Source organism: Streptomyces corchorusii (genome assembly GCF_001514055.1).
Classification (GTDB): Bacteria; Actinomycetota; Actinomycetes; order Streptomycetales; family Streptomycetaceae; genus Streptomyces; species Streptomyces olivaceoviridis.
Window position 1 is genome coordinate 224671 of the sequence record NZ_KQ948359.1, and the last position, 25570, is coordinate 250240.

27 protein-coding genes are annotated in these 25570 nt (G+C 73.3%); 11 read left to right on the forward strand and 16 right to left on the reverse strand.

Annotated elements, in window-relative coordinates:
• Window positions 1-59: 59 nt before the first annotated feature.
• Complete coding sequence (locus AQJ11_RS24490; RefSeq protein ID WP_059264389.1) at window positions 60-1307, forward strand: MFS transporter; 1248 nt, start codon at window positions 60-62, stop codon at window positions 1305-1307.
• Between the two features lie 15 nt (window positions 1308-1322).
• Here the strand turns inward: AQJ11_RS24490 and AQJ11_RS24495 are convergent, their stop codons facing one another.
• The 4 genes from AQJ11_RS24495 to AQJ11_RS24510 all read right to left on the reverse strand — a co-directional run bounded on the left by AQJ11_RS24495 (window position 1323) and on the right by AQJ11_RS24510 (window position 4409).
• On the reverse strand, window positions 1323-1967 hold the full coding sequence (locus AQJ11_RS24495; RefSeq protein ID WP_014670970.1) for a TMEM175 family protein: 645 nt from the start codon (window positions 1965-1967) through the stop codon (window positions 1323-1325).
• 62 nt (window positions 1968-2029) lie between these two features.
• On the reverse strand, window positions 2030-2689 hold the full coding sequence (locus AQJ11_RS24500; RefSeq protein ID WP_059264390.1) for a DUF4232 domain-containing protein: 660 nt from the start codon (window positions 2687-2689) through the stop codon (window positions 2030-2032).
• Window positions 2690-2790: 101 nt separating this feature from the next.
• On the reverse strand, window positions 2791-3639 hold the full coding sequence (locus tag AQJ11_RS24505) for an alpha/beta fold hydrolase (protein WP_041664979.1): 849 nt from the start codon (window positions 3637-3639) through the stop codon (window positions 2791-2793).
• 44 nt (window positions 3640-3683) lie between these two features.
• Window positions 3684-4409, reverse strand: a complete 726-nt coding sequence (locus AQJ11_RS24510; protein WP_059264391.1) for an alpha/beta fold hydrolase — start codon at window positions 4407-4409, stop codon at window positions 3684-3686.
• Between the two features lie 310 nt (window positions 4410-4719).
• Here AQJ11_RS24510 and AQJ11_RS24515 point away from each other — a divergent pair, with 310 nt between their 5' ends.
• A complete protein-coding gene (locus AQJ11_RS24515; RefSeq protein WP_059264392.1) occupies window positions 4720-5700 on the forward strand; it encodes a helix-turn-helix transcriptional regulator in 981 nt (326 codons plus the stop codon).
• A gap of 40 nt (window positions 5701-5740) precedes the next feature.
• Here the strand turns inward: AQJ11_RS24515 and AQJ11_RS24520 are convergent, their stop codons facing one another.
• Both AQJ11_RS24520 and AQJ11_RS24525 read right to left on the reverse strand, forming a co-directional pair.
• On the reverse strand, window positions 5741-6718 hold the full coding sequence (locus AQJ11_RS24520) for an alpha/beta hydrolase (RefSeq protein ID WP_059264393.1): 978 nt from the start codon (window positions 6716-6718) through the stop codon (window positions 5741-5743).
• A 202-nt stretch (window positions 6719-6920) separates the two neighbouring features.
• Complete coding sequence (locus tag AQJ11_RS24525) at window positions 6921-7973, reverse strand: helix-turn-helix domain-containing protein (RefSeq protein ID WP_059264394.1); 1053 nt, start codon at window positions 7971-7973, stop codon at window positions 6921-6923.
• A 330-nt stretch (window positions 7974-8303) separates the two neighbouring features.
• Between AQJ11_RS24525 and AQJ11_RS24530 the strand changes: the two genes are divergently transcribed.
• The 3 genes from AQJ11_RS24530 (at window position 8304) to AQJ11_RS24540 (ending at window position 11645) form a co-directional block, all read left to right on the forward strand.
• Window positions 8304-9545, forward strand: a complete 1242-nt coding sequence (locus AQJ11_RS24530; protein ID WP_014670977.1) for an MFS transporter — start codon at window positions 8304-8306, stop codon at window positions 9543-9545.
• 135 nt (window positions 9546-9680) lie between these two features.
• Complete coding sequence (locus AQJ11_RS24535; protein ID WP_059264395.1) at window positions 9681-10550, forward strand: LysR family transcriptional regulator; 870 nt, start codon at window positions 9681-9683, stop codon at window positions 10548-10550.
• A gap of 111 nt (window positions 10551-10661) precedes the next feature.
• A complete protein-coding gene (locus AQJ11_RS24540; RefSeq protein WP_014670979.1) occupies window positions 10662-11645 on the forward strand; it encodes an AraC-like ligand-binding domain-containing protein in 984 nt (327 codons plus the stop codon).
• Here AQJ11_RS24540 and AQJ11_RS24545 read toward each other — a convergent pair.
• Window positions 11638-13962 carry an ATP-binding protein gene (locus tag AQJ11_RS24545; protein ID WP_059264396.1) on the reverse strand — a complete coding sequence of 775 codons (2325 nt, stop codon included), beginning with the start codon at window positions 13960-13962 and terminating at the stop codon, window positions 11638-11640. The genes AQJ11_RS24540 and AQJ11_RS24545 overlap by 8 nt on opposite strands.
• Before the next feature lie 168 nt (window positions 13963-14130).
• On the opposite strand from AQJ11_RS24545, the gene AQJ11_RS24550 reads away from it, so the two are divergent.
• Window positions 14131-15507 carry an alkaline phosphatase PhoX gene (locus tag AQJ11_RS24550; protein WP_059264397.1) on the forward strand — a complete coding sequence of 459 codons (1377 nt, stop codon included), beginning with the start codon at window positions 14131-14133 and terminating at the stop codon, window positions 15505-15507.
• A gap of 123 nt (window positions 15508-15630) precedes the next feature.
• Here AQJ11_RS24550 and tatC read toward each other — a convergent pair whose 3' ends face one another.
• The 7 genes from tatC to AQJ11_RS24580 all read right to left on the reverse strand — a co-directional run bounded on the left by tatC (window position 15631) and on the right by AQJ11_RS24580 (window position 19973).
• Window positions 15631-16446 (reverse strand): twin-arginine translocase subunit TatC, encoded by an 816-nt coding sequence (gene tatC / locus AQJ11_RS24555; RefSeq protein WP_059264398.1) that lies wholly within the window; start codon window positions 16444-16446, stop codon window positions 15631-15633.
• A 31-nt stretch (window positions 16447-16477) separates the two neighbouring features.
• The gene (gene tatA, locus AQJ11_RS24560) at window positions 16478-16759 is read right to left on the reverse strand and encodes a Sec-independent protein translocase subunit TatA (RefSeq protein WP_058079435.1); all 282 of its coding nucleotides are present in this window, start codon (window positions 16757-16759) and stop codon (window positions 16478-16480) included.
• A 2-nt stretch (window positions 16760-16761) separates the two neighbouring features.
• Window positions 16762-16920 carry a hypothetical protein gene (locus AQJ11_RS49300; protein WP_159061687.1) on the reverse strand — a complete coding sequence of 53 codons (159 nt, stop codon included), beginning with the start codon at window positions 16918-16920 and terminating at the stop codon, window positions 16762-16764.
• 52 nt (window positions 16921-16972) lie between these two features.
• Window positions 16973-17389: a hypothetical protein gene (locus AQJ11_RS24565; protein ID WP_059264399.1), complete on the reverse strand. Its 417-nt coding sequence runs from the start codon at window positions 17387-17389 to the stop codon at window positions 16973-16975.
• 2 nt (window positions 17390-17391) lie between these two features.
• The gene (locus tag AQJ11_RS24570) at window positions 17392-17922 is read right to left on the reverse strand and encodes an ATP-binding protein (RefSeq protein ID WP_059264400.1); all 531 of its coding nucleotides are present in this window, start codon (window positions 17920-17922) and stop codon (window positions 17392-17394) included.
• A gap of 619 nt (window positions 17923-18541) precedes the next feature.
• Entirely contained in the window at window positions 18542-19348 is an 807-nt protein-coding gene (locus AQJ11_RS24575; RefSeq protein ID WP_059264511.1) for an anti-sigma factor family protein, read from the reverse strand.
• Window positions 19349-19373: 25 nt separating this feature from the next.
• A complete protein-coding gene (locus AQJ11_RS24580; protein WP_086011639.1) occupies window positions 19374-19973 on the reverse strand; it encodes a sigma-70 family RNA polymerase sigma factor in 600 nt (199 codons plus the stop codon).
• A gap of 552 nt (window positions 19974-20525) precedes the next feature.
• On the opposite strand from AQJ11_RS24580, the gene AQJ11_RS51175 reads away from it, so the two are divergent.
• The 5 genes from AQJ11_RS51175 to AQJ11_RS24610 all read left to right on the forward strand — a co-directional run bounded on the left by AQJ11_RS51175 (window position 20526) and on the right by AQJ11_RS24610 (window position 24403).
• On the forward strand, window positions 20526-21080 hold the full coding sequence (locus AQJ11_RS51175) for a cupredoxin domain-containing protein (RefSeq protein WP_244218334.1): 555 nt from the start codon (window positions 20526-20528) through the stop codon (window positions 21078-21080).
• Entirely contained in the window at window positions 21077-22078 is a 1002-nt protein-coding gene (locus AQJ11_RS24590) for a metallophosphoesterase family protein (RefSeq protein WP_014670989.1), read from the forward strand. Before AQJ11_RS51175 ends, AQJ11_RS24590 begins: the two co-directional genes overlap by 4 nt.
• Window positions 22075-22524 carry a hypothetical protein gene (locus AQJ11_RS24595; RefSeq protein ID WP_059264401.1) on the forward strand — a complete coding sequence of 150 codons (450 nt, stop codon included), beginning with the start codon at window positions 22075-22077 and terminating at the stop codon, window positions 22522-22524. Before AQJ11_RS24590 ends, AQJ11_RS24595 begins: the two co-directional genes overlap by 4 nt.
• A gap of 19 nt (window positions 22525-22543) precedes the next feature.
• On the forward strand, window positions 22544-22816 hold the full coding sequence (locus tag AQJ11_RS24600) for a hypothetical protein (protein WP_059264402.1): 273 nt from the start codon (window positions 22544-22546) through the stop codon (window positions 22814-22816).
• Between the two features lie 729 nt (window positions 22817-23545).
• Entirely contained in the window at window positions 23546-24403 is an 858-nt protein-coding gene (locus AQJ11_RS24610; protein WP_059264404.1) for an HAD family hydrolase, read from the forward strand.
• An 83-nt stretch (window positions 24404-24486) separates the two neighbouring features.
• On the opposite strand, the gene AQJ11_RS24615 is transcribed toward AQJ11_RS24610, so the two are convergent.
• On the reverse strand, window positions 24487-24918 hold the full coding sequence (locus AQJ11_RS24615) for a tetratricopeptide repeat protein (protein WP_014670994.1): 432 nt from the start codon (window positions 24916-24918) through the stop codon (window positions 24487-24489).
• Between the two features lie 45 nt (window positions 24919-24963).
• The coding region (locus AQJ11_RS24620) for an LLM class flavin-dependent oxidoreductase (RefSeq protein WP_159061689.1) at window positions 24964-25570 on the reverse strand (607 nt) is incomplete at its 5' end.

The following is a 25570-nucleotide window of genomic DNA, read 5'->3' on the forward strand; positions in this document are numbered from 1 at the left end:
TCACCCCATCTCCATCTCCATCTCCATCTCCCGCAGCCGCTCACAGGGGGAACACCGCCATGGCATCCATCGCCTCGTCCGGCGCGTCCGGCACCACCACGGGGACCGGCACCGCCGGACGCAACCTCTGGACGGTGGTCCTGTGCTGGACCACCGTCCTGCTGGAGGGCTACGACCTCGTCGTCCTCGGCGCCATCATCCCGACCCTGCTCAAGACGCGTCACCTCGGCATGACCGCGGGGGACGCGACCACCGTCGCCACGCTGTCGCTCGTCGGCGTCGCCATCGGCGCGGTGCTGGTCGGTCCGCTGGCCGACCGGCTCGGCCGGCGCCTGCTGCTCATCGGCTCGGTGGTGCTGTTCTCGGTCTTCACCCTGCTGGTGCCGCGCGCCGGCTCGGTCACGATGTTCGCCGTACTCCGCCTCATAGCCGGCCTGGGGCTCGGCGCGTGCATGCCCGTGTCCCTGACGATGATGGCCGAACACATGCCGGCGGACCGGCGGGCGCGCGCCAGCACGCTGACCATGACCGGCTACCACACCGGCGCCGTGATCACCTCGCTGCTCGCGCTGCGGGTGACCGACGACTGGGAGGTCCTCTTCTACGTCCTGGGCGTCGCCGGACTGGCCGTAGCGGTCGTCCAGTGGTTCCGCCTGCCGGAGTCGGAGGCGTTCGTCCGCGCCAAGGAGGCGCCGGGTGCCGAGCGCGTATCGTTCACCGAGCTGCTCAAGCCGACGTACCTCCGCGCCGGCATCGGGATCTGGGTGGCCTCCTTCATGGGCCTGTTGCTGGTCTACGGCCTCAACACCTGGCTGCCCAAGCTCATGAACGACGCCGGATACCCCGTCCCCACGGCGGTCACCCAGCTCCTCGTACTCAACGCCGGCGGTGTGGCCGGTCTGGTGCTGGGCGGCTTCGTGGCCGACCGGCGCGGCATCAAGCTCACCACGCTGGGCTGGTTCGCGGTCTCGGTGGGCATGCTGGCCTGGCTCAGCGTCAAGATGGACAGCGACCTGCTGCTCGACACGGTCGTCTTCCTCACCGGCGTGTTCGTCTTCTCGGCGCAGGTGCTCGTCTACGCCTACGTCACGCAGTACTACCCGGCCTCCGTCCGCGGCACCGCGCTCGGCTCCGCGTCCGGCATCGGCCGCATCGGCTCCATCGTCGGCCCGTCGGTCACCGGCGCCCTGGTCTCCGCCGGGATCGGCCACCCCTGGGGCTTCTACTTCTTCGCCACGGTGGCCGCCCTGGCCTTCCTGGCCGTGCTCACCCTCCCGGCCCGGACGCCGCAGGACCCCGCCGCCTGACGCGGCGGCGTCCGCTCACCGTCCCTCGGGGAACCCGTCGCTGGTGACGAAGTAGAACACCGGCAGCACGACGAAGACGGCGACGGCCACCAGCGGCGCGACGACGACGCCGAGGAGCCCGGCGGCACTGTACGCCAGGGCTCCCGCCCAGGAGCGCAGGCGGCCGTGCCGTACGTACGTGCTCTCCACCTCGGGGGTCAACAGCTCGGGGTGGCGGGCCAGTTGGTGGTAGAAGGCCACCCAGCTCAGGCACATCACCGCCGCCAGGCCGGCGTAGAGGGCGACGGCGACCCGGGCGTCGGAACCGTCGGGGTCGGCCTGGAGCGCGTCCGCGACGACCGCGGTGGGGAACGACAGCGCCGCCGTGCTGAACAACAGCAGCAGGTTGGCGGCGTGCAGCCCCCGGTCCATCACGCGGACCCGCACGAAGGCCTGGTGGTGGTTGAGCCAGATGACCGACACGTATCCGAAGGAGGCCAGATAGCCGAGGTAGGCGGGCCACTGGGCCAGCAGGGCGTGGCCGAGGCCGCCCGGCCGGTGCGGTGGGTCGGAGAGACCGAGGGCCAGCAGCGTGACGGCGATGGCCAGCACGCCGTCGCTGAAGGCCTCCGCGCGGGTGGTGTCGGATCGGGAGAAACCGCGGAGGCGGGCGCGGGACACACTGGCTCCTGACGTGCTGGTTCACAACGGGACGGGGTGGGGCCGGGGCCGTGACGGGTGTGTCAGGCCCCGCTGCCCGGCCTGAGGGGGCTCACCCGGGGGACGGACGCCTTTCCCGTGTTGGAGACCTTGCCGCCGGTCCAGGGGACGGAGAGCGAGGTGGTCTCGTCGGGCGGGGTGACCAGCAGGGCCTGCGGCGTGACGGTGGTGACGCCGGTGATCGCCGGATCGGTGTAGCTCAGCGCCGACCAGGCGTCGGCCCCCGGGGCGAGCGTCACCCGCTGCTGCGGCTGGTCGATGGCCCGCTCGGGGTCCGGGGTGACGGCGTCGCCCGCTCCGTCGACGAACGCCACGCCCGGGAAGCCGTACAGGCTGCACGTGCGCGGGGACCGGTTGGTCAGCACGAGGGCGAAGTTCTCCTGCCCGGCCCCGGGGTGGTCGGACCCGAGGGACGCCTTGAGGTCGGAGGTGCGGCAGCGTTTGGGGGCCGGGGCGGCGGGTGACGCCGCCGCCGTACCGGTACCGGTACCGGTGCCGGTCGGTTCGGAGGGGTCGGCGGTGTCGCCGCCGGCGGGCCCCGAGGCGGTCGCCGACGGCGTACCGGTGGCCGCGGCGGACGTGGGCGGGGCGCCGCCGGACGTGCCGTCCGCGCTGTGGCTCGTACACGCGGTCAGCACGGCGCAGCAGGCGAGTACGGCGGGCAGGATGCGACGGAGCGTCATGGTGCTTCTTCCTCGGGGCTCACGGGCGCTCGGGGTTCACGGGCGCCGCGGCAGGGGTGTGCGCCGGCACCGGGCCGGCGCGGTGACGTGCGGCGGCCGGGTCAGTGGCCGGTGCGGACGGAGCGGACCGCGCGCAGGATCAGGTCCGTGACGGGACCGGGGTCGCTCACGGACACCGCGTGCGGGGCGCGCACGGCGACGGTGTGGGCGTGGGCGCGCTCGGCCATCCAGCGTTCGGCGGCCGGCGGGATGTTGCGGTCCTCGGTGGCCACGAGGTACCAGCTGGGGATCTTCTTCCACGCGGCGGCGGTGGCCGGTTCCTGGAGCGCGGCCAGGGTGATCGGGCGCTGGCCCGCGGCCATGACCTGGGCGGTCGGCACGGGGACACCGGCGGCGAACTGGTTGCGGAACAGGTCCTTCCTGATGACCAGTTCGTCGCCCTGGCCGCCGTCGGGCAGCGGGTAGTGCTGGGTGACAGTCGCCTCTCCCAGGGTGCTGCCGGGGAACTTGCCGGTGAGCTGGAGCGCGCTCTCCCCGACCTCGGGAACGAAGGCGGCGATGTAGACCAGCGCCTTGACGCTCGGGAGACCGGCCGCGGCCTGGCTGATGACGGCGCCGCCGTAGGAGTGCCCGACCAGGACGATCGGTCCGCTGACGCTCTCCAGGACGCTGCGGATGTAGGCGGCGTCGCTCGCCAGGCCGCGCAGGGGCAGGGCGGGCGCCAGCACGCGGTGGCCCTGCCGCAGCAGGCGCTGGACGACGGCGCGCCAGCTTGAGCCGTCGGCGAACGCGCCGTGGATCAGGACGACGGTGGGGTCGGCCGGGCGGCCGTGTCCGGTGGCCGGACGGCCCGCGGCCGGCGCGGCGTTCGCGATGCCGGCGGTGCCCAGGGCAGCGGCACCGGCCAGGAGGGACGTGGTCACGGTACGGCGCGAGATCGGAGGATTCATCGTTCGCTCTCTGTCAGGGGTGGAAGGGTGGGTGCGGGCCGGGGTCAGCGGGAGGTGGCCCGGACGGCGTCCTCGATGAGGCGCACGACCCGCTCGGGGTGGGCGAGCATGACCAGGTGGGAGGAGTCCACCTCGACGGTGGTCATGCCGGCCCGCCGGTAGCCGTAGCGCTCCACGTCGGGGTTGATGGTGTGGTCGGCGGAGGCGACCAGGCCCCAGGACGGCTTGGTCTTCCAGGCCGCGGCCGGGGCCGCCTCGGTGAAGGCCAGGGCGGCCAGCGGGCGCTGGGACACGGCGAGGGCCGAGGCGAGGCGGGGGTCGACGTCGGCGGCGAAGATGGCCGGGAACTTGCCGGGCTGGACCGACACGTCGGTTCCGGGCTGGTCCGAACCCTCGACCGGGAACGGGGTGTAGACGAGGGCGCCCGCCAGGTCGGAGTCGGGGAAGCGGCCTTGCAGCTCGCCGAGGCTCTCGCCCTCCTCCAGGGCGTAGCCGGCCAGGTAGACCAGGGCGCTGACGTTGTCCTCGGTGCCGGCGACCGTGATGACGGCACCACCGTAGGAGTGGCCGACCAGGACGACGGGGCCGTCGATCTGGCGGACGATGTCGGCGACGTAGGCGGCGTCCCCGATGAGGCTGCGGTTGGGCACGGCCGGGGCGACGACGTCGAGGCCGCGGGCGATCAGCCGGGGGATGACCTCCGCGTAGCTGGAGGCGTCGGCGAAGGCTCCGTGGACGAGGACGACGGTCGGTCCGTCGGTACGGGACATGGGAGGACTCTCTGATCGGTGGGGTGGGTGCCGGCCCGTGCCCGGCTGCCGGGCGGGTGGGTGGCTCGTGGGTGGTGCCGGGGCCGTGAGACGTCCGGACGGGTCGATGGTCCGGTTCCTGCGCGGGGAACGCGCCACCGCGCCGTGGGCGAAGCCGCCGGTACCTCCGAGACCCTAGGGCGGGCGCAAGGGGGCGGATTGACTGTCTGTGCACCATCTGTGGCCTGTGCGCGCTCAGCGGCCACCGGCCCGTCCGGGGGCGTCGTATCGTCGGGACCGCGGCATTTGGGAAGTCGATTCGGGGGGTTGTGTGCTGCTGCTCGATCTCGCCACCGTGGCGCCACGGGACCGGGCGGACGCGTTCCACCACGCGCTGACGGACTCGTCGGTACCCAACGACGTGGTCCACGAGGAGCCCGCGTCCGGCATCCACGCCCGGATGCGGATGTGGCGGGTGGGCGATCTGTGTCTCTTCGCCACCCGCAACTCCGGGTTCGAGGTGCGGCGCACGGAGCGGCACGTCCGGCACCACCGGAGCGACCCGATCGTGTCCGTCTCGCTCCAGCCCGAGGGTGTGCACCGGGCCGAGGTCTCCGGCGCACGGCGGCTGCTGGGCGCGGACGACATCTGTGTCTTCCACGAGCTGTCGCCGCGGGTGTACGGCTGGTCCGGTGACGGGGCGTCCCAGTCGATGATGTTCGACATGCACCGGCTCGGCCTGCCGGTGGACGTGGTGGTGCGGGCGGCGGAACGGCTGCGTGCCAGCCCGCTGCACGACCTGGTCCTGACTCATCTGCGCGGGGTGTGGCGCGACCCGGACGGCCTGGAAGCCGATCCCGGCGCGCGGCACCTGGCGTCCGCGACGACCGATCTGGTGCGCGCGCTGCTGGTGTCGGCCGCGCACGCCGAGGAGTCCGCCGCGGTCCGGTCCGTGATGGACGACACCCTGCTCACCCGGATCATGACCCATGCGCGGCGCCACCTCGCGGATCGCGATCTGACGCCCGAACGGATCGCGGCGGAGCACGCGATCTCCGTGCGCCGGCTCTACGCGCTGCTCAGTGGGGCGGGGCTCAGCCTGGAGCAGTGGCTGATCACCGAGCGCCTCGGCAAGGCACGGGGGATGCTCGCCTCCGCCCGGTACGACCGTCTCACCGTGGCGGCGATCGCCGCCCGCTGCGGGTTCAGCAGCCCGAGCCATTTCAGCCGGCGCTTCCAGGCGGCGTACGGGGTGGCGCCGAGCGAGTGGCGGCGGCTGAAGCGCGAGGAGGCGATGGGCGCGGCCGGGTGAGCCGGGCGCGCCGCACGCGTCGGCGCCCCGGGCGGACGGGTCAGGCGGCGTGCAGCGCGGTGTGCAGGGTGTCCGTCATCTGGATGCGGGCCGCGCGGGAGGCGTCGGTGTCGCGGAGGGGGTCGAAGAGCACGAAGCCGTGGATCGTGCCGTGGTAGCGGAGGGACACCACGGGGACGTCCGCCTCCCTCAGGTGGGAGGCGTAGGCCTCGCCCTCGTCGCGGAGCACGTCCGCCTCCGCGGTGAGGACGAGCGTCGGCGGCAGGCCGCGCAGCGACCGGGTGGGTGCGCGCAGCGGGGAGACGGTGTCGTGCGTCCGGATCCGCGGGTCGGGTGCGTACTGCTCCCAGTAGTCGCGCATGGCCGCGCGGCTCAGGAAGTAGCCGTCGGCGAACTGGGCGTAGGAGGGGGTGTCCATCGCGGCGTCGGTCACCGGGCAGAGCAGCACCTGGTGCCGGAGGGCCGGGCCGCCGCGCTGCCGCGCCAGGAGGGCGAGCGAGGCGGCGTGCTGGGCGCCCGCGCTGGCGCCGACGACGGCCATCCTGCTCCCGTCCAGCCGGCATCCCGAGCCGTGCAGGGCGATCCACCGGGCCACGGTGTACGCCCGCTCGACGGCGCCCGGGTAGCGGACGTCCTCCGGCGCGTCGTACTCCGGTATGACCACGGCGGCGTCCGTTCCGAGGACGAGGTCGGTCAGCAGGTGCCGGTGCGCGTACGCATCGGTCAGCATCCAGCCCAGTCCGTGCAGGTAGAGCACCACCGGCAGCGGTTCGTCACTGCCGGCGGGGCGGAGGATGCGCACCCGGACGCGGTGGCCGTCGCTGCCCGGCAGCGCCAGCCACTCCTCCTCGATGTCCGGCTCGTCACCGTCGTCACCGGCCCACAAGGAGGCCATCCGCGCCCTGGCGCCGGCCGCGTCCGGGTCCGAGGACGCGGGCAGCGCGTACGTCTCGACGAAGGCGCGTGCCAGCCGCTCCAGGACGGGTGCGGCCCCAGGGGCGGGAACGTCATCTTGCAAGAGAACTCCTGCGCGGGGGCCCGGCCGTGCAAGGGACCGGGCCGTCGGAAAGGGTGCCGGCCCCTCCCCCGCGACCGGGCAGGCAGGCGTGCGGCGCCGAAGGCGGCTCCACCGGCACAAGTGCCCAGCCTAGGGCGCGGCGAACGGGATGCGGGCGGCACCGTGCTGTGGATACTTGCCGCTGCGTGCACAGTTTCCGCCGTCAGCCGTCCCCGCTCGCCGGGTCCTCGGACGGCCGGGTACGGTTGCGCCACTCGCGGGGTGACATGCCGTAGGCCGCGCGGAAACTGCGGCTGAAGTGGGTGGCGTTGGCGAAGCCCCACCGTTTGGCCACCGCCCCCACCGCGACGTCCCACGCCTCGGGCCGGGCCAGCTCGCGCCGTGCCTCCTCCAGGCGGCGGTGCTGGATCCACCGGCCGATCGTGCTGCCCTGGCCCTCGAAGAGCTTGTGCAGATAGCGGACCGAGATGTGCTGGGCCGCGGCGATCGTGGCGGGGGTCAGGGTGCGGTCCCACAGCCGCGCGTCGACGTAGGCACGCACGCGCCACAGGAGGTCCTGGTGCTCCTGCGCCGGTCCGGACGCGGGTTCGGCGCCCGCCGCGCCCTCCGGCCTCGCCACGTCCACGGTGTCCTCCACGTCCTGCCCGTGCCCCGGGCCCTCCGCCGCGAGCGAACCGACGAACCCCGTGACGGTCGTGGCCAGGCGGAGGGCCGTCGCCGGCGGGTACGCGGGCAGGGTGTCGAGCAGCCCCCGCAGGAGGGGGCCGAGCAGGGGCGCCACCGGGCCGTCGGCGAAGGGTGCCCGGGCGCTGAGCGCCCGCACCTGGCGGTCGGTCAGGGTGAGCGCGATCCGTGGGATCCGGACGAGGTGCAGTTCGAAGTCCACCGACTCGTGCAGCAGGAAGGGCACCGCGTGGTCGCAGACGAAGATGTCGTCCGGACGGCAGGCCGTGGTGCCGTCCCCCCGGACCAGGGTCGCCCTGCCGGAGGAGTGGACGCCCAGCGTCAGATGCGGCTCGGTGGTGTCCTCGGTGGAGCGGACGAAGGACCGTGCCGGTCCGCGGTAGGTGCTGACCTGGAGGAGGCCGAGCATGCGGACCTGTGCCGGTGCGGTGAAGCGGGCGGTGGCACGGACGTGGGCGGGCAGGAAGGCGCGCGTCAGCGCGGGCACCGGGGCGCTCGCCAGGGTCAGGTCCGGGTACGGGGGTCGGCCGGCGGCGCTGCCGGTTCCGGTGGGCGGGGGCATCGGATTCATGGGGTCCCCTGGTTGAAACGGTGTTTCCGCGCCGGGACGGTCCGGCGGTGGACGTCCGGTGGGGAGTCCACGCATGTCAGCCTGGGGCGCCCGGGCAGCGCGCGGGGGGCCGTCCGGCGTTCCGTGCGGGCAGGGGCATGAGTCGTGCGCGGTGAGGCATCGTCGCGTGCGTCACCTGGCAAGAAGCACCGTCCACCCGCCTCTAGGGTCGACGCCCGGCGCTCGCATGCTCATCTCCATGCGAGATGACTGACATCCCGAACGATCGCGCCAGGTGAGGAAGGCGGCCGGCGGTCAGGTCGTTGTGCTGCATGACGAAAGAAGGTGCCCATGTCCACACCACTTGATCTCCGCCGCAGGACCCACGCCGTACGGGAGGCCCAGGGCGTGCCCGGCTGGCTGGTCGCGCTCCTGGCCGTCGCGTCCGGGATGACGGTCGCCAACCTCTACTACGCGCAGCCCCTGCTGTCGTCGTTGAGCGGAGTGTTCGGGATCAGCGAGGCCACCGCCGGCACGCTGATCACCCTGACCCAGATCGGCTACGTCCTCGGCATGATCTTCCTGGTGCCGCTCGGCGACCGGCTGGAGAAGCGCAACCTGGTCTCCGTCCTGCTGATCGTCACGACGGCCGCCCTCGTGGTGGCGGGACTGGCCCCGAACTTCCCCGTGCTGCTGATCGCCGCGCTGGTCAGCGGTGCCACCTCGGTCGTGGCCCAGATCCTGGTGCCCTTCGCGGCCAGCCTGGCCCCGGACCATTCCAGGGGCCGGGTCGTCGGCCGGGTCATGAGCGGTCTGCTCACCGGCATCCTGCTCTCCCGGACCCTGAGCAGTCTGGTCTCCGACGTCGCCGGCTGGCGGGTGGTCTTCCTCGGCTCCGCCGCCCTGATGGCCGTCCTCACGGTGGCGCTGCGCGTCGCTCTCCCCGATCACGCCCCGACCACCTCCGTCCCGTACCACCACGTGCTGCGGTCCACGGTCCGGCTGGTGCGCACCCATCCCGCGCTGCTGCGCCGCGGGCTGTACCAGGCGGCGATGTTCGGTGCGTTCAGCGCCTTCTGGACCACGGTCTCCTTCGTCCTGACCGGTCCCCGCTTCCACTACTCGCCGGTCGGCGTCGGTGTCTTCGCGCTCGTGGGCGCGGCGGGCGCGGCGGTGGCCCCGTTCGCCGGCCACTGGGCCGACCGGGGGCTGACGCGTCCCATGACCGGTGCCGCGTTCGTGGTCGCCGCGCTGGCCTTCCTGCTCGCGGGTCTGGGCGGACACAGCATCGTGCTGATAGCCCTGGCCGCGATCCTGATCGACATGGCCGTACAGGCGACGCTCATCCTCGGACAGCACACCATCTACGCGCTCGACCCCGGCGCCCGGGCCCGTCTGAACAGCGCCTTCATCGCCATGTTCTTCGTCGGCGGCGCCGCCGGCTCCCAGCTCGGGTCCATGGTGTACCACGCCGGAGGCTGGGCCGGCCTCACCGTCCTGGGCGCCGCGCTCCCGCTGGCCGCGCTCGTCTACTGGGCCTTCGAGCGGCCCGGCGCCGCGCGGCGGACCCCGGCCGCGGAAACCCGCGACTGAGGACGCCGGGCAAGGCCGGCCGACACACCCCTCACAGGCGCCTGACGGACTTCCCGCCGTCAGGCGCACCCCTACGATGCGGCACGGGTCCCGCCCGCCGGCGACCACCCCCGCACCCGCCCGAAGGAGCACACGATGGATCTGCGGCAGATGGAGGTCGTCGTCGCGGTGGCCGACGCGGGCGGCTTCACGGCGGCGGCGCGACAGCTGCACGTGGTCCAGTCGGCGGTGTCGGGCACGGTCCGCGCACTCGAACGCGAGCTGGGCACGCCGCTCTTCGACCGCACCACGCACCGCGTCGCGCTGACGCCGGCGGGCGAGGCGTTCGTGCCGGCGGCGCGCGCCGCCCTGCGGGCCGCGGAAGCCGCCCGGGAGGCGGTCGACGCGGTGCGGGGGCAACTGCGCGGCCGGATCACGGTGGGCACGATGCAGGGGGTCTGGGCGGGGCTGCACCACGCCCTGGCCGCGCTGCGGGCGGAGCACCCGGGGCTCGGCGTGCAGCTGCGGCAGGCGGCGGTCGCCGACATCCGGCAGGCGCTGCGGGAGGGCACGGTCGATCTGGCCGTGGTGGCGCTGGACCGCCAGCAGCAGCGCGGGCTGACCACCCGGCTGCTGTCCGAGGAGGAGATGGTGCTGGTCGCCTCCCCGCGCCGGGTCGTAGGGGCCACGACGCCCCGGGGCGAGGTGGAACTCGCCGATGCCGCCCGGCTGCCGCTGGTGGACTTCAGCCCGGGCTGGGCGATCCGTCACTCGGTGGACCGCGCCTTCCGGGCCGCGGGCGTCGACCGCAGCACGACGTTCGAGGTGAACGACATCGTTGCGGCGGCCGAGCTGGTCCGCAACGATCTGGGGGTCTGCATCCTGCCCAGGTCGATCGCCGACCGCTTCCCCGACCTGACCGCGTATGGTTTCCGGCACCACGCACCCCGCTGGAAGATCATGCTGGTGCGCCCTCCGGGTGAGGCGTCACCGGCGGTGGCCGCGCTGTGGCGGCACTTCGCTTGATCAATTTCTGCCTGCTTCCTTCCTGGTGCTCGCCGGTTCCCGCTGCTTGGCTGGCCGAGGGAACAGAACCAGTACGGCGCCCCGGTGCCACGCATGCCAAGGGAGAGCCAATTGAGCCTGGTGCTGACGACCGACACGGTGCCGGACCAGGAGAAGGTCGCGTACTGGAACGACGCGGTGAGCAGGGCACTCGTGCCGGTCACCGTGGCCCCCCGCGACGGCCGGCGGTTCGACGGCAGGATCGCCAGCGACTGCCTGGGCTACCTGCGGGTCTCGCGCATGGAGGCCGACGCCGGGCGGGTCAGCCGCACGCCGGCCCTGATCGAGCGTTCGCCCGAGGCCCTCGTGGCGGTCGGCCTGCTGGTGTCGGGCAGCGCCACCTTCATCCAGGACGGCCGGCGGGCCGAGATGGCCGGGGGCGACCTGGTGTTCTACGACACCGCGCGGCCGTTCTCCTTCACCTATCCGGAGCGGTTCGCCACCCATGTCTTCCAGCTGCCGCGGCATGTGCTGGGCGTCGCGGACGGTGACATCCGGCGGGTCACGGGCACCGCCATCGGCACGGCACACGGCCTGGGCGCGGTGCTGCGGCCCTTCCTCGCCACGCTGGCCGACGCGGCCCCCTCCTACCCGGCGGCCGTCGGGCACCGGCTGGCCGGCCACGTCGTCGACCTGTTCGCCACCCTGATCACCGATCAGGCCCTGCGGGACCCGGACGACGGCCGCGACCATCTCGTGCTGAGCGTCCGGGATCACATAGACCGCAAGCTGGGCGACCCCTCCCTGTCACCGGAATCCATCGCCCGGGCGCACCACATATCCGTCCGCTATCTGCACCGGCTCTTCGAGGGCGAGGGCATCACCGTCAGCCGTCTCATCCAGCAGCGGCGACTGGAGGCGTGCGGGCGCGAACTCGCCCGTCGCGGACGGGTGACGCCCACCGTCTCGGCGGTGGCCCGGCGCTGGGGCTTCGTCAATCCCGCCCACTTCAGCCGGGCGTTCCGCGCCGCGTACGGGGTCTCCCCCCGGGAATGGCGCACCCTGCACCTGGAGCGGGGCGAGGACGAGCAGCCGGCGGGTCCGACCCTCACCTGACGCCCACGCCAGGCGGCGGGCGGTGCCGGTCGCCGTCCAGGCGGGCGAGCCGGGAGCGGGCCTCGGCGACCCGTCGCGGGTCCGCGTCGCTGCCGAGGGCGACGCACCGCGTGAACGCCTCACGGGCCTCGGCGGGACGGCCGGCCTGGAGGAGGATGTCACCGAGCGAGAGGAGGTAGCGGCTCTCCAGGGCGATGTTGCCGTCCGTCCGGGACAGCTCGACCGAGGTCCGCAGGTACTCCACCGCTTCCTCCCAGCGCCCCAGGCTGCCGTAGCAGCCGCCGACGCCCGCCAGTGCGTTGGCCCGGGTGAAGGCGGCGATGTGCGGTTCGAGGCGGTCACCGGCCTCGTCCAGTCGGGTCAGGACCTGCCGGTAGGTCTCGATCGCCTCCTCGTCGCGGCCCACGCCCCTCAGGTGCGCGGCGCGCGAGATCAGGGCCTGGAGCAGGCCGTGCAGGTCGCCGGCGGCCTCGAACAGCGCGATGGCGTGGTCGCTGTGCTCGGCGGCCGGGCCGTCCTCGCCCAGCGCACGGTGGGCCCAGGAGGCGTACGCGTGCGCCCACCCCTGCTGCCCGGCGTCACCGGCCCGCCGGGCCGCGTCGAGCGCACGGGCGGTGTACGGGATGCTGTCGCGGGGCCGGCCCTCGCAGAGCATCACGGCCCAGGCGTGGTAGTTGAGCTGGGTCGCTTCGAGCAGGGGGTCGCCGAGCGCCTCGGCGGAGCGGACGGCGGCGCCGAAGACCTCCGGCCAGTGCCCCCAGAAGATCCACTGGTCGGAGAACCAGTGCAGGGACTCGGCCACCTCGACCACGGTGGCGTGGTCGCCCTCCGCCGCGGCGGCGTGCAGGGCCGCCAGCCAGTTCGCGGACTCGGTCTGGAGCCACTCGCGGGCCTTGTCGGCGCTGGACAGGTCGACCGTGCCGCGCCAGGAGGCGGGTGGGGCTCCGTGGCCGGGTTCGTACCACCGCCCCGCCACGACGGCCGTCTCCAGCAGCCAGCGGAACATCGACCGGCGGGCCCGCTCGATGTCGGCCTCGTCGTCCTCCGCGACGAGACGGCCACGGCCGTACAGGCACAGCAGGTCGTGGAGCCGGTAGCGGTCCTCGGCGCTGCCGAGCAGGCCGGCCTCGACCAGTTCCTCCAGGGTGTCCTCGGCGTCGTGGACGTCCTGGCCGGTGAGCCGGGCGGCGCAGGCGGCACCCAGGTCGGGGCCGGGGACCAGGGACAGGCGCCGGAACAGGCGGGCGGCCGTGGGCGTGAGCTGCCGGTAGGACAGGTCGAAGGCGGTCGCGACGCGTACGTCGCCGGCGGACAGCGCGTCCAGCCGCCGTTCCTCGCTCGCCAGCCGGTCCGCGAGCCGTCGCACGGTCCATCCCGTGCGGGTCGCCAGCCAGTTGCCCGCGATCCGCAGGGCCAGCGGCAGGTGCTCGCAGAGCCGGGCGACCTCCTCCAGGGCCTCGGGTTCGGCCGTCGCGCGCGCCTCGCCGACGAGGGAGGTCAGGAAGGCGGCCGACTCGGCGGGTTCGAGCCGGCCGAGGGGCAGCCGGTGCACGTCGTCCAGTCCGGTGAGCACGCGGCGGCTGGTCACCAGGACGAGGGTTCCGCCCGAGCCCGGCAGCAGCGGGCGCACCTGCGCCTCGTCACGGGCGTTGTCGAGCACCAGCAGACAGCGGCGGTCGGCGAGGACCTGCCGGTAGAGGGCGGGGTGGGCCTGCGGTCCCGCCTTGGCCAGGTCGCGGTCGGGCACGCCGAAGGCCTTGAGCACCCGGACCATCAGCTCGGAAGGGGCGGGCGGGCTGTCGTCGGTCCCCCTGAGGTCGACCATGAGCTGGCCGTCCGGGAAGCGGTCCGCGAGCCGGCGGGCGGCGCGCAGCGCGAGGGTGGTCTTTCCGGTGCCGGGCGGTCCGTGGATGACGACCACGACGGGCTGGCCCTCCGGGACACCGCCGCCCTCCCCGGCGGCGCGGTCCTGCCGGGGCGGCGCGGCCAGCGCCTCCAGCTCGGCCAGTTCGTCCGCGCGGCCGGCGAAGTCGTCGATGCCCCGCGGGAAGGAGCGGACGCCGACGGGGCTGTATCCCGGGGTGCGTCCGGCGCGGGCGGCGGCGAGCAGCCGTTCCCGGTCGGCGTCGTCCAGGCCGAGGCCGTCCGCGAGCGCGGCCACCGTCCGCCGTTGCGGTGCGGCCCGCCGGCCGCGTTCCAGGTCGCCGATGCCCCGCTCGCTGACCCCGGAGACCTCCGCCAGGGCCTCGATGGTCAGCGACTTCGCCCGTCGCATCGAGCGCAGCAACGGCCCGAACGCGACCTCCTGTCCGGACATGTCCGCCCTTTCCCCCGACTGCGCTTGAATATTGTAATACCGGATGCCCACCCCGGGGTGCGTCACCATGCGTGACACGTGGTGCACGCGTGGTTCCCGCGGCCCGCGGCAGGTGATAGACACTGCGGGATCACAGTTCCTGTCCGCCAACAGGAAGGTTGCCGCCGCATGTCTGCAACACGCCGTCAGGTCCTGGCCCGAGCGAGCGCCCTGGGAGCGGGCATCGCGTTCACCGGGGCCCTGTCCGAGCTCTTCGCGGGCACCGCCGCCGCGCAGAGCCTGGGCCACACCGGCTACGGCCCGCTCGTCCCCGATCCGCATGGCCTGCTCGACCTGCCGAAAGGTTTCCGCTACACCGTGCTCTCCCGCGAGGGCGACCAGCTCCGCTCCGGAGAGGGCAGAGTCCCCTCGAACCACGACGGCATGGCCGCCTTCGCCGGCCGAGGGGGCCGTACCCACCTCGTCCGCAACCACGAGAACCGCGTCACCGCGCCGATCCCGGTCCCGACCGTCAGCGGCCTCACCTACGACCCGGCCGGCAAGGGCGGCTGCACGGCGCTCACGCTCGACGCGCGCCGGCACGTGCTGTCCGAGCGGGTCGCCATCGCCGGTACGGCCGTCAACTGCGCGGGCGGCCGCACCCCCTGGGGCACCTGGCTGACCTGCGAGGAGACCGAGGACAAGGCGGGCACCAACGGCTACACCAAGGACCACGGGTTCATCTTCGAGGTCCACCCCACCGACCCGCACCGCACCGGCGCCGTCCCGCTGACCGCGATGGGCCGCTTCCAGCACGAGGCGGTCGCGATCGACCCGCGCTCCGGCATCGTCTACGAGACCGAGGACGCCTTCCTGAAGCCGTTCGGCCTCTTCTACCGCTTCCTGCCGGACAAGCCGCTCGGCGGAGTCGGCTCGCTGCGCGCGGGCGGCCGGCTCCAGGCGATGCGGGTGCCCGGCGTGCCGGACCTGTCCCCGGTCCAGGAGCCGGGGACGCGTTTCGACGGCATCGAGTGGGTGGACGTACCCGACCCGCTGGCCGCCTCCACCCCCACCCGCCTACAGGACTACGGACCCGGCGGCATCACCCACGCGCAGAAACTGGAGGGCTGCTACTGGGGCGGCAGCTGTGTGTACTTCGTGTCGTCCTTCGCCCGCGGCGCGGACGGCTCCGCGGCCGACCACTACGGCCAGATCTGGCGCTACGACCCGGCGCGCCGCCGGCTGACGCTGGTCGTCGTGTTCGGCCCGGACACCGATGTGCAGCTGCCCGGCGAGTCCCCGGACAACATCTGCCTCGCCCCCGGCGGCGGCCTGATGGTGTGCGAGGACGGCAACGGGGCCCAGCACGTCTTCGGCGTGACCCGCAAGGGCGAGGTGTACCCGATGGCCCGGGGCCGCCAGGTCCTCACGGCGGGCGGTACGGCACAGGAGCCGGAGTGGGGCGAGTTCGCGGGGGTCACCTTCTCCGCCGACGGCGAGACGATGTACGTCAACTGCTACACGCCCGGCACCACGTTCGCGGTGACCGGTCCCTGGCGCGGCTAGGCCCTTCCGTTCGGATCATCTGATCGGCATCGCGTTCACGCGGCGCACTCCGCGGTCGTGCGCGCTCACCGGCACGCGGCCGGGGTCCCGGAAAGGGGCCCCGGCCGGCGAACGAGAGGGCGGCTAGAACGGATGCTCGCGCAGTGCCTTGCGCCGGTCACCGAGGAGTGAGAAGGCGACGGCGGCGAAGTAGAGCGCCCAGATCGGCGCGGCCAGCGCCAGCATGGTCAGCGGGTCCGTGCTCGGCGTCGCCACGGCCGAGAAGACCGTGATGCCCACGACCATGGCGCGCCACCGGCCGAGCATCCGCCGGCCGGACAGCACTCCGGTGAGGTTGAGCATCACCAGCAGCAGCGGCATCTCGAAGGCGAGACCGAAGACGACCACCATGCGGGTGACGAGGTCGAGGAGGTCGTCCAGCGGCAGCAGGTTGTTCACCCCGTGCGGTGTGAGGCCGATCAACACCTTCGCGGTCCTGGGCAGCACCTTGTAGGCGAAGAAGGCGCCGCCGAGGAACAGCGGGACGCCCGCGCCGACGAACGCGTAGGCGTGTTTCCGCTCGCGTTCGTGCAGGCCGGGGGCGACGAACGCCCACAGTTGGTACAGCCAGACCGGAGAGGCCAGCACCACGCCGGCCACCAGCGATACCTTCAGCGCCAGGGTGAAGGGCGCGAGCAGACCGTTGATCGTGAGGTGCGCGCAGGCGCTGTGCGTGGGCCGCCGGGCCAGATCCGCGAAGGAGGCCGGGCAGCCGACCGACGCCAGGACCGGCCTGGTGAGGAAGTTGATGATCTTCTTGTAGGAGAAGGCCGCGACGACCGTGACGACCAGGACGGCGAGGACGGCCTTGGCGAGCCGGTAACGGAGTTCACGAAGGTGCTCCGCGAGCGGCATCCGCCCCTCGGGGTCCTTCTTCTTGTTTCGGACCGACTGGGGCATGCCATGTCCTCATCTCGTGCGGCGGACCCGCTCAGTCCGGGTGGCCGGTCGTGCCGTGCGTGGGCGTGGTGCGGGCGGTGGCGGCGTCCGTGGGAGCGTCCGGGGCCGTCCGTCGGCCCGGTCCGGGCTCCACCTCGGGAGGAGCCTCGTCGGAGGCGCCGTCGTCCTTCATCGCCCTGGTCTCGCTCTTGAGGATCCGCAGGGACTTGCCCAGCGCCCGGGCGGTGTCGGGCAGTTTCTTCGAGCCGAAGATCATGATCACCACGGCGACCAGGATCAGCAGGTGCCAGGGCTCCAGCGCGTTGCGGAACATCGTCACACCGCCCTTTCGAACGTGTCGGCGCCCGTACCGCGTGACCGTTCCTGTTGCCGGTCGGCGCGTTCCCGCACGGCTGTGGGCCCGGGGAGGCGAGGTGAGGGGGCTTGGGCGGCCGGTGCGGAGCCGGGCCGGGTGTCGCGGTCGTAGCTGGTCATGTTTCCTTCTTCCGGTCGGGTCGGGGCCGGCTCCCGGTCGGGTCGGGGCCGTTCAGGTTCCGGGGCGCCCGGCAGCCGTCCAAGCGGCGTACTCCTGGCGGACGTAGAGGCGGTGGCTGCGGGCGAGCGTGATCGTGTCGGGACGGTGCGGACCGGCCACCAGGTCGGGGTGGCGGCGGTCGTACAGGACGAGTTGTTCGGCGGTTTCCGCGGCGGCGGCGATCGGGCCGGGACCGGGGGCGGCGCAGGCCAGTCGGTCCATGAGGGCGGCCCGGCGCAGCAGTCGGGCGCGTTCGGCGGCCGTCGCATCGGCCGGGGAACCGGTGCCGGGCCCGGCCCGGCGGCCGTCGCGCTCGGCATCGAGTGCGAGCACTTGGTGCATCTCGCGGCGCAGGCCCGGTGCGTTGGCGTACGCCTCGTGCGGAGGCGGGACGTCGATGCCCTCGCCGTCGTCCGGCGCGCTGTCCACGGTCACTCCTCCTCGTCGTGACGAGCGCTCAGGCAGGCGCGGACCTCGCGGCCACCGCCTGTCTGGTGGGCCTCGGTCGACTGGGCGAGGTACTGGACGATGCCGGTGCCGCGGCCGTGCTCGTCGGCGGCGATGTCGGGGCGGTGCCGCTCCACCGCCCCGCCGGAGTCGGTGACCACGATGTGCAGCGTGCCGTCGTGGAGGACGAGCCGCAGGGTCATGCGCTCGCGGCCGTACTGGGCTGCGTTGGCGGCGAGTTCGTCGACGATGAGAATGGCGGAGTCCCGCTCGCTCGTGGGTACCTGCCAGGCTTCCAGCAGATCCGCCGCGAAGTGACGGACGGCGCAGACGTGCGCCTCCTGCGCGGGCAGGGTGAGCAGCGCCTCGTGGCGGCAGGGCCGGCCGGGCTGTGCACTGGTGCGGGGGGAGTCGGTCACGAACATGGTCTTCTGGCTCTTCTGTGAGGATGCGGAGACCGGGAAGGGGGACCACCAGCAGCAACCTTTCGGGTTGTCGGCGGGCTGGTCCTGCATGGCGCGCTCATCCGGTTTCACGGCTGACGCACGCTGAACGGTTCGGTGGTCGGCCCCTTTTGCTCGGCTTCTTACGGCTCCCATCGGGGCGGCGGCCCGGCCGGGCTCACGCGGGGTGCCGGTACGCGGCGTCACTGAACCGGTCAGGAACGCCCCTGCGGACCGTCGCGCCGCGGAGCCGGGAGCAACGCCCCTGTGGACCGTCGCGCACGAAGCCGGAGAGCAACGCCCCCGCCCGCGTACCGGACCGGGACACGCCGGTCAGCCCCTCGGCCACGGAGGTACCGGTGCCCGCTGCCGAGGTCGCCTTGCTGATCGGTGAGCTGCCGTGGTCGGACGGCCCCACGCTGATCCGTGAGCTGCCGTGGTCGAACGGCCCACGCTGACCCGTGAGCTGCCGTGGCCGGACGGCCGCACCGCCGCCGGAGCCGTGCCGCGTGGTGGGGCCGGCCGGCGACGGTGGCCCCGCGCGTGCCGGAAGAGGCCGTACGCCGGACGTCCTGGGCGCGCTCCCTCGGGCTGGTCCGCCGGTCCTGGGCGGCTCACCTCACGTCGGCCGCCCGGACCCCTCCCGGCTCCTCGTCCCGTCCCGCGCTCACCTCCGGCGGCCGTCGCCGGGTCACGCCCGGATCGTGACCAGCTTCTGGCCGTTGTCCGCGAGGATCTCGAAGTGCTGGATGGCCTCGGGGGCCATGGCGACCGTCCCGGGGATCGTAGTGCCGGCGGGGTACTTGCCGGCCCACCAGGTGGCGCCGTCCGCCCTGACTCCGCCGGGCCCGACCGCTTGCAGCCGGCAGGTGGTCCCGGCGGGCGCCCCCCTGGCCGAGACCTGGAGGACACTGCCCCAGACGGAGGGCGAGACCTTCACCGAGGCGGAGACGCCGGTGGCCGGATCGCTTCCGGAGAAGGTGCGCGTGAACGTGGGCGCGCTCGGCCCGGGCGGCGTAGCCACGCTGCCCACGGTGCCGACGGCGGCCAGCCATGTGCCGCCGGCCGCTGCCGCGACGAGCACCAGTGAGGCGCCCGCGCCGGCCAGTTGCAGGCGCCGGGTTCTGCGGCGCCGGGTCGCGGCCTGCTGGAGCAGTCTCTCCAGCATGCCTCTCTCCGGCGTGGGCGGTGCCACGGGCACGGCGGGCGCGGCGGGCGCCGTGGGCTCCTCGGGTGAAGGGCCGCGCACGGTTTCGCCCGCGCGTGCCACCAGCCGGTCGGCCAGGTTCCCGTCGGCCGCCGGCACCGTACGCCCCGAAGCCTCCGCCGCGGTCACCGTCGCCAGCAGCGCGGGCAGTCCCGCCAGCCGGGCGTGTTCCGCCTGGCACTCCGCGCAGTGCGCGAGGTGGGCGCGCACCAGTTCGGCTTCCTCCGGCGGCAGGGTGCCCAGGACGTACGCTCCGAGCGCCAGCCGGAGATCGTCGTGCTCCGCGCTCACGGTCGCCACCTCCCGCACACCTCTGTCATGGCTCGATCCCGCGTTCCTGCAACGCCAGCCGCAGCGCGTGCAGGGCGTAGTACGTCCGCGACTTCACCGTGCCGAGCGGGATGCCCAGCACGCGTGCCGCCTCCGCCATGGTCCGGCCCTGGTAATAGGTCTCCAGCAGGACGGCGCGGTGGTCCGGGGACAGCGACCGGACGGCGTCGGCGACCGCCCAGCTCTGGAGTGCCTGATCGATCTCGTCCTCCCCCGGGTTCTGCTCGGCGGCCCGCTCCAGCGCCTCGCCGCCGGCCTCGGCCGGCCTCGCCTGCCGGGCCCGGTGGGCGTCGATGACCAGGTGCCGGGCGACCGTGCACAGCCATGCCCGGGCCGGGCCGCGTGCGGGGTCGAACGCGGCGGGGTGCTGCCACGCCCGGAGCAGTGTCTCCTGCACGACGTCCTCCGCCCATTGCCAGTCTCCCGAGGTCAGCCGCAGTACGTAGTGGAACAGAGGTCCCGCGTGCTCGGCGTACAGAGCGCGCAGCAGTTCCTCGTCCGCGGTCGAAAGGGTCCCTTCACCAGAGACACGGTCTGCGGAGCGATCCGGACGGGTCCGCGGGCCACGTTTTTGGTTCCAGGGCATGAGTCGATCGTCGCGCATATGTACCGCTTTGTCCTGTAATGCACAAGAAGGCGCAGACGGCGTTCGGCGGGCCTCGCGGGCGAGGCGCTCCTTCGGACCGTGCGGCGCCGCCGACGGCCGGCGTGCGGGACGTCCGGAACCCTGTCTGACCTCCGGGGATACCGATTCGTCCCGGAAAGGTGCCCATCTGTCGAACCGTGGGGCCCCCGCCGTCCGTGAAGCCGGACAAGAGCCGACTCCGGCGCGGTTCCTCACCGGTCCCCCGCACAGCGAAGGAGGGGGCAGAGGTGGCCGGGACACGCCACGCGACGGAAGCGCTTCCGGCGCCGTCCGCCCTGCCCCGTCCGCATCTTCGCGGTGCGCAGGGGCGCAGGTGCGGTGCGGGACACGTCGAGGCGAGCGGCGTGCACGGGGCGGCACCCCTGTACGTCCGCCGGCCGGCCGGTGAGGGGCACGCGCCCACGAACACGGCATCCACCACACATTCGCGCGGGTGCGCGCGCCGGTCCGGCGCGGTCCACGCCTCCGCCTGATCAACGAGGAACGGACACCATGTACCTGAACCTTCGCGCGCCGGGCCGCCGGTCACGCGCCGCGGCCGGGATGGCCGTCGTCATCGTCGCCACCGGCGGCGCTCTGGGGCTGCTGAGCGCATGCGGCCAGTCGTCGCACTCCCCGGCGGCCGGAGCCGGTGCCCTCACACCCGGCCCGGGTCAGCACCGGATGGCAGGGATGTCCGGCGCCACGGGGCCGGGGGGCGCGGCGGGCTCCGCTCCCGGCGCCTCACCGATGCCGAGCATGAGCATGACCATGAGCCCGTCGGCCAAGGGCGCGCAGACCGCGCCGGTCACCGGCGACGCGGTGGCGATCAAGAACTTCGCGTTCTCCCCGGCCAAGCTGGAGATCAAGGTGGGCACGACGGTGACGTGGACCAATCAGGACACCGACGCCCACACCGTCACCAGCACCGGATCGGGCGGCCCGTTGCGTTCGGCCGCCCTGGCCACCCACGCCACCTACCGCCACACGTTCACCAAGCCCGGCACCTACGCCTACCTCTGCACCATCCATCCTTTCATGACCGCCACCGTGGAGGTGACCCGATGACCGCCCACTGGAACAGCCACGACGGAGCACCGGCCGACGACACCGGCCGGCCCGACACCGAGCACGGTATGACCCGGCGTCAACTCATGCGGCACACCGCCTGGTTCGGAGGGGCCGTGGTGCTCACCGTGGCCGGCGGACAGGTGATCAGCCAGATCGCCGACGCCCGGGAAGGCACCGCCCGGGGCGTCGCCGGGGCCGCCGCCGCGGAAAGCGGGGCGCTGCGGTTCGTACAGGTCTCCGACAGCCACATCGGGTTCCAGGGTCCGGCCAACATGGATGTGGCCGGCTCGTTCTCCGAGGCGATCCACCAGGTCAACACGCTCGGCTTCCGGCCCGACTTCGTGATGCACAGCGGCGACCTGACCCACCTGTCCACGGCCGGGCAGTTCGACCAGGTCAAGCAGATGATGAGCGGTATGCGGACGGACCGCGTCTTCACCGTGCCGGGCGAGCACGACTCCATCGGCGACGCGGGCCGCGCCTACCGGCGGACGTTCGGCACGGGCACGCTCGGCGACGGCTGGTACAGCTTCGACACCCACGGCGTGCACTTCATCGCCCTGGTCAACACCCTGAGCCTGGAGAAGCTCGGCCACCTCGGCAACGCCCAGATCGACTTCGTCCGCAAGGACGTCGCCGGACTGTCGTCGGACACCCCCATCGTGGTCTTCAGCCACATCCCGCTGTTCGCCATGTACCCGAAGTGGGGCTGGAGCACGGACGACGCCCTGAAGGTCATCGCCCTCCTGCGCCGCTTCTCCTCCGTCACCTGCCTCAACGGGCACGTCCACCAGCTCTTCACCAAGACGGAGGGCAACATCACGTTCCACTCCGCCACCACCACCGCCTACCCCCTGCCCCACCCGGGCCGGGCTCCCGCCCCCACCCCGCAGGTCGTCCCCGCCCGGCAGCTCAAAGAGGCACTCGGTATCCGCACCGTCGGCTACCGCCGGGGCGAGCGCGAACTGGCCATCACGGACCAGAGGCTCACATGAACACCCGACGGCTCCTCGCCCCCGCCCTGCGGACGGCGACCGCCGCGACCCTCGCCGCCGGCGGATACCTCCACGCCCAGCTCTACATCGACGGCTACCGCTCCATCCCCGTCATCGGCCCCCTGTTCCTGCTCCAGGCCGGCGCCTCGATCGCCCTCGCCGTCCTGCTGCTGATCGGCACACCACCCCTGCTGCTGAGGATGGCCGCGGCGGGCACCGCGCTCGGCGCCCTGGGCGGCTTCATCGCTTCGCGCACCGTCGGAGTGTTCGGATTCACCGAGCACGGCCTGCGACCCGCGCCACAGGCCCTCCTCAGCCTCCTCGCCGAAACCGGCACGCTGCTGCTCCTCACCGTCTGGCAGGTGACCCTGGCCGGACGCCCCCGCGCCGCCCGGCCGCCCGTCGGCACGGCCGCCTGGGCCACCACCCGCACACCACCCGGCTGAACCGCCCGAGGGACACCCCATGTACCTGCAACCACGCCCGGGAATCGCCTGGCCGAGCCCGCGCCTGCGCGAACTGAACGACGCCGTACGCGCCCTGCTCGGCCTGGACGACGACACCGCCGTCATCATCCGTCAGCTCGGCTGCGGCCGGGCCGGCCACCCACCGCGGGAGACCGTCGTCGCGGTGCTGCCCATGGAGGGCGAACCCCACCGCTGGGTGCTCCACCGCCCCGCCGAACAGATCACCGAGCACGAGCTGCGGGCCGCCCTGCTCGGCCACGGGCCGCGCTGACCGGCACCCGGCTGCCCTGGAGAGCGCGAGCACCGCGCGGTACAGGGCGACGGGGGCGGCGCCGGTGAGCGACCGAGCCGCACGCCCGAGCCGGGTACCCCGCTGCACACCGTCACCTGCCGCACGTCGGTGCACGTCCGTGCACCGACGTGCGGCATGGTCGCGGAGCCGTGCATGGGCCGGGGCGGCCTGGAAGGCACGACGGGTCGGCAGCCGGTGCTCCTGCCGTACTCCGGCCCGGCCCTCCCGGCGAACCCCGTCCCGCTCCACCGGAAGCCGCGCGAGGACAGCCCGGTCCGGCGTGCGGTGATCGCCCGCGGTCCGGAGGCCCGGCTGGTCACCCGGTACGGGGACGGGCTCACCGCGCTGTCCGGCCCAGGCCGGGCAGCCATGTCCGCGACGCGGCGGACTCCGCCTCATCGCGCAGCTCACCGTGTTCGCACGTGCCTCGATGACGAGCACCCTCTCCGCTCCGGCCCGCCCGACCACACCCGGCTGCGCTGCCCGGTGCCGAAGGCGTTCACCGCGCGCCGGGTCGCCGGTTCCGCGATACCCGGCACGGCCCCTCGCCGGGTTGCCGCGCAGGCGCCATGACCGTCCCTCGGGACACGGCCGAGCCCCGGCCCGCGCGCCGCTCCCCCAGCGCCGGCCGACGCGTCGGCTCGCCCAGTGAGGCACAGTGAAAGCCCAGTTGATGCTTCATCTAGGTTGCAGGAGGTACCGGCACCCATGGCACCCACGCCCGCCGCACCGCTGGTCACACCGCCGAAACTGGTGGCGACAGACCTGGACGGCACCCTCTTCCGGAGCGACGGCACGCTGTCGCGGCGCACGCGAGCGGCGCTGGCGTCGGCCGAGGGAGCCGGAATACGTGTCGTGCTCGTCACGGGCCGCCCGCCACGCGGCGTGCCGGACCTGCTGGAGCGGGTCGGGCCCCACACCGTCATCGCGGCCAACGGCGCCGCGGTCCACTCACCGGACGGCACCGTCGCCCACACCTTCCCCCTCCCGGCCGCCGAGGCCACCCGGCTGGTGGAACACGTACGCGCCGCGATCCCGGGCGTCTCGTTCGCGGTCGAGTTCGACGGCGCCTTCGGTCACGAACCGGCGTACCCGGCCTGGTCGTTCGGGGACGAGGCCGTCGAACTGATCGGCACGGCCGAGGAGATCCTCGCCCCCGGCTCCGGCAGACCGCCGCTGAAGATCCTGGCCCACCATCCGGAACTCCCGCTCGACGCCTTCTACGAGCGGGCGCGCCACGCCGCCGGGCCGGACGCCGAGACCACCCACTCCACCGGTCTGTCGCTGGTGGAGTTCAGTGCGCCCGGCGTCACGAAGGCCACCACCCTCGTCACCTGGAGCGGCCGGCTCGGCATCGGCGCCCATGAGATCGCCGCCTTCGGCGACATGCCCAACGACCTTCCCCTGCTCGGCGCGGTGGGGAGCTCCTACGCCATGGCCAACGCCCACCCGGACGTCCTGGCGGCGGCGCGTCACCGCGCGCCCTCCAACGACGAGGACGGTGTGGCCCAGGTGCTGGAGGGATTCGTCGACACGGTCACCCGTCGAGCGTCTCTGAGCGGCTGAACGAAAAGCCGCCGGGGGGTCCGGGGCTGTGACCCCGGACCCCCCGTACGGAACCCACGGGACGGGTCCTGCCGCCGCGTCCCTCAGTCGTCTTCCGGGAACTCGCCCGACCACGCGGCGGCCATGCGCAGCAAGGGCTCGGCCTCGTCCTGCCGCCCCTGGCGCTGCAAGGTGCGGCCCAGCATCAGGTGGGCGTAGTGCTCCACCGGATCACGCTCGATGATCGCGCGGAGCTGTTCCTCGGCCCGCCGCAGCTGAGCGGAGTGGTAGTAGGCACGGGCCAGCAGCAGCCGGGGACCGGTCTGCTCCGGGGCCTCCTCCACGACGAGGGCGAGCAGCCGCGCGGCCCCGATGTAGTCCTTGGCCTCGAAGAGCAGCTGCGCGCGCTCCCAGCGCTCGGTGGTGGTCTCCTCGTGCGGCGCGCCGGCGCCGTCGTCGAACAGGTGCAGGGCGCTCGCCCACCGGTCGGGCGCGACTCCGTCGCCCGCCGTGTACCCGGTGAAGTTGTCGGTCATCGTTCCTCGTTCTCCTCTGCCGTGGGGCTTGCGTGTGCCTCGGCCTCAGGCCGCCGGGCCGGTGGTGTGCGCGCGTTCCGCGTCGCGGGCCGCGCGCAGGGACGCGTGGGTGGGCGCGTCGGGCACGTCGGCCGGCCGGTGCTTCGCGAACTCCTGCCGCAGTACCGGTACGACCTCCGCACCGAGCATCTCGATCTGCTCCAGCGCGGTCTCCAGCGGTATTCCGCCGCCGTCCACCATGAACAGCTGACGCTGGTAGTCCCCGAAGTGCTCACGGAAGGTGAGCGTCTTCTCGATGACCTGCTCGGGCGTGCCGACGGTCAGCGGGGTCTGCTCCATGTACTCCTCCATCGGGATCCCGCCTCCCATCACCGGCGAGTGGTCGAAGAACGGGCGGAACTCCCGGACGGCGTCCTGGGAGTTCGGACGCATGTAGACGTGACCGCCGAGTCCGACGATGGCCTGCTCGGGCGTGCCGTGCCCGTAGTGGGCGTACCGCTGCCGGTACAGGTCGATCAGCTTCTTGGTGTGTTCCTTGGGCCAGAAGATGTTGTTGTGGAAGAAGCCGTCGCCGTAGTACGCGGCCTGCTCGGCGATCTCCGGGGAGCGGATCGAGCCGTGCCACACGAACGGCGCGACACCGTCCAGCGGA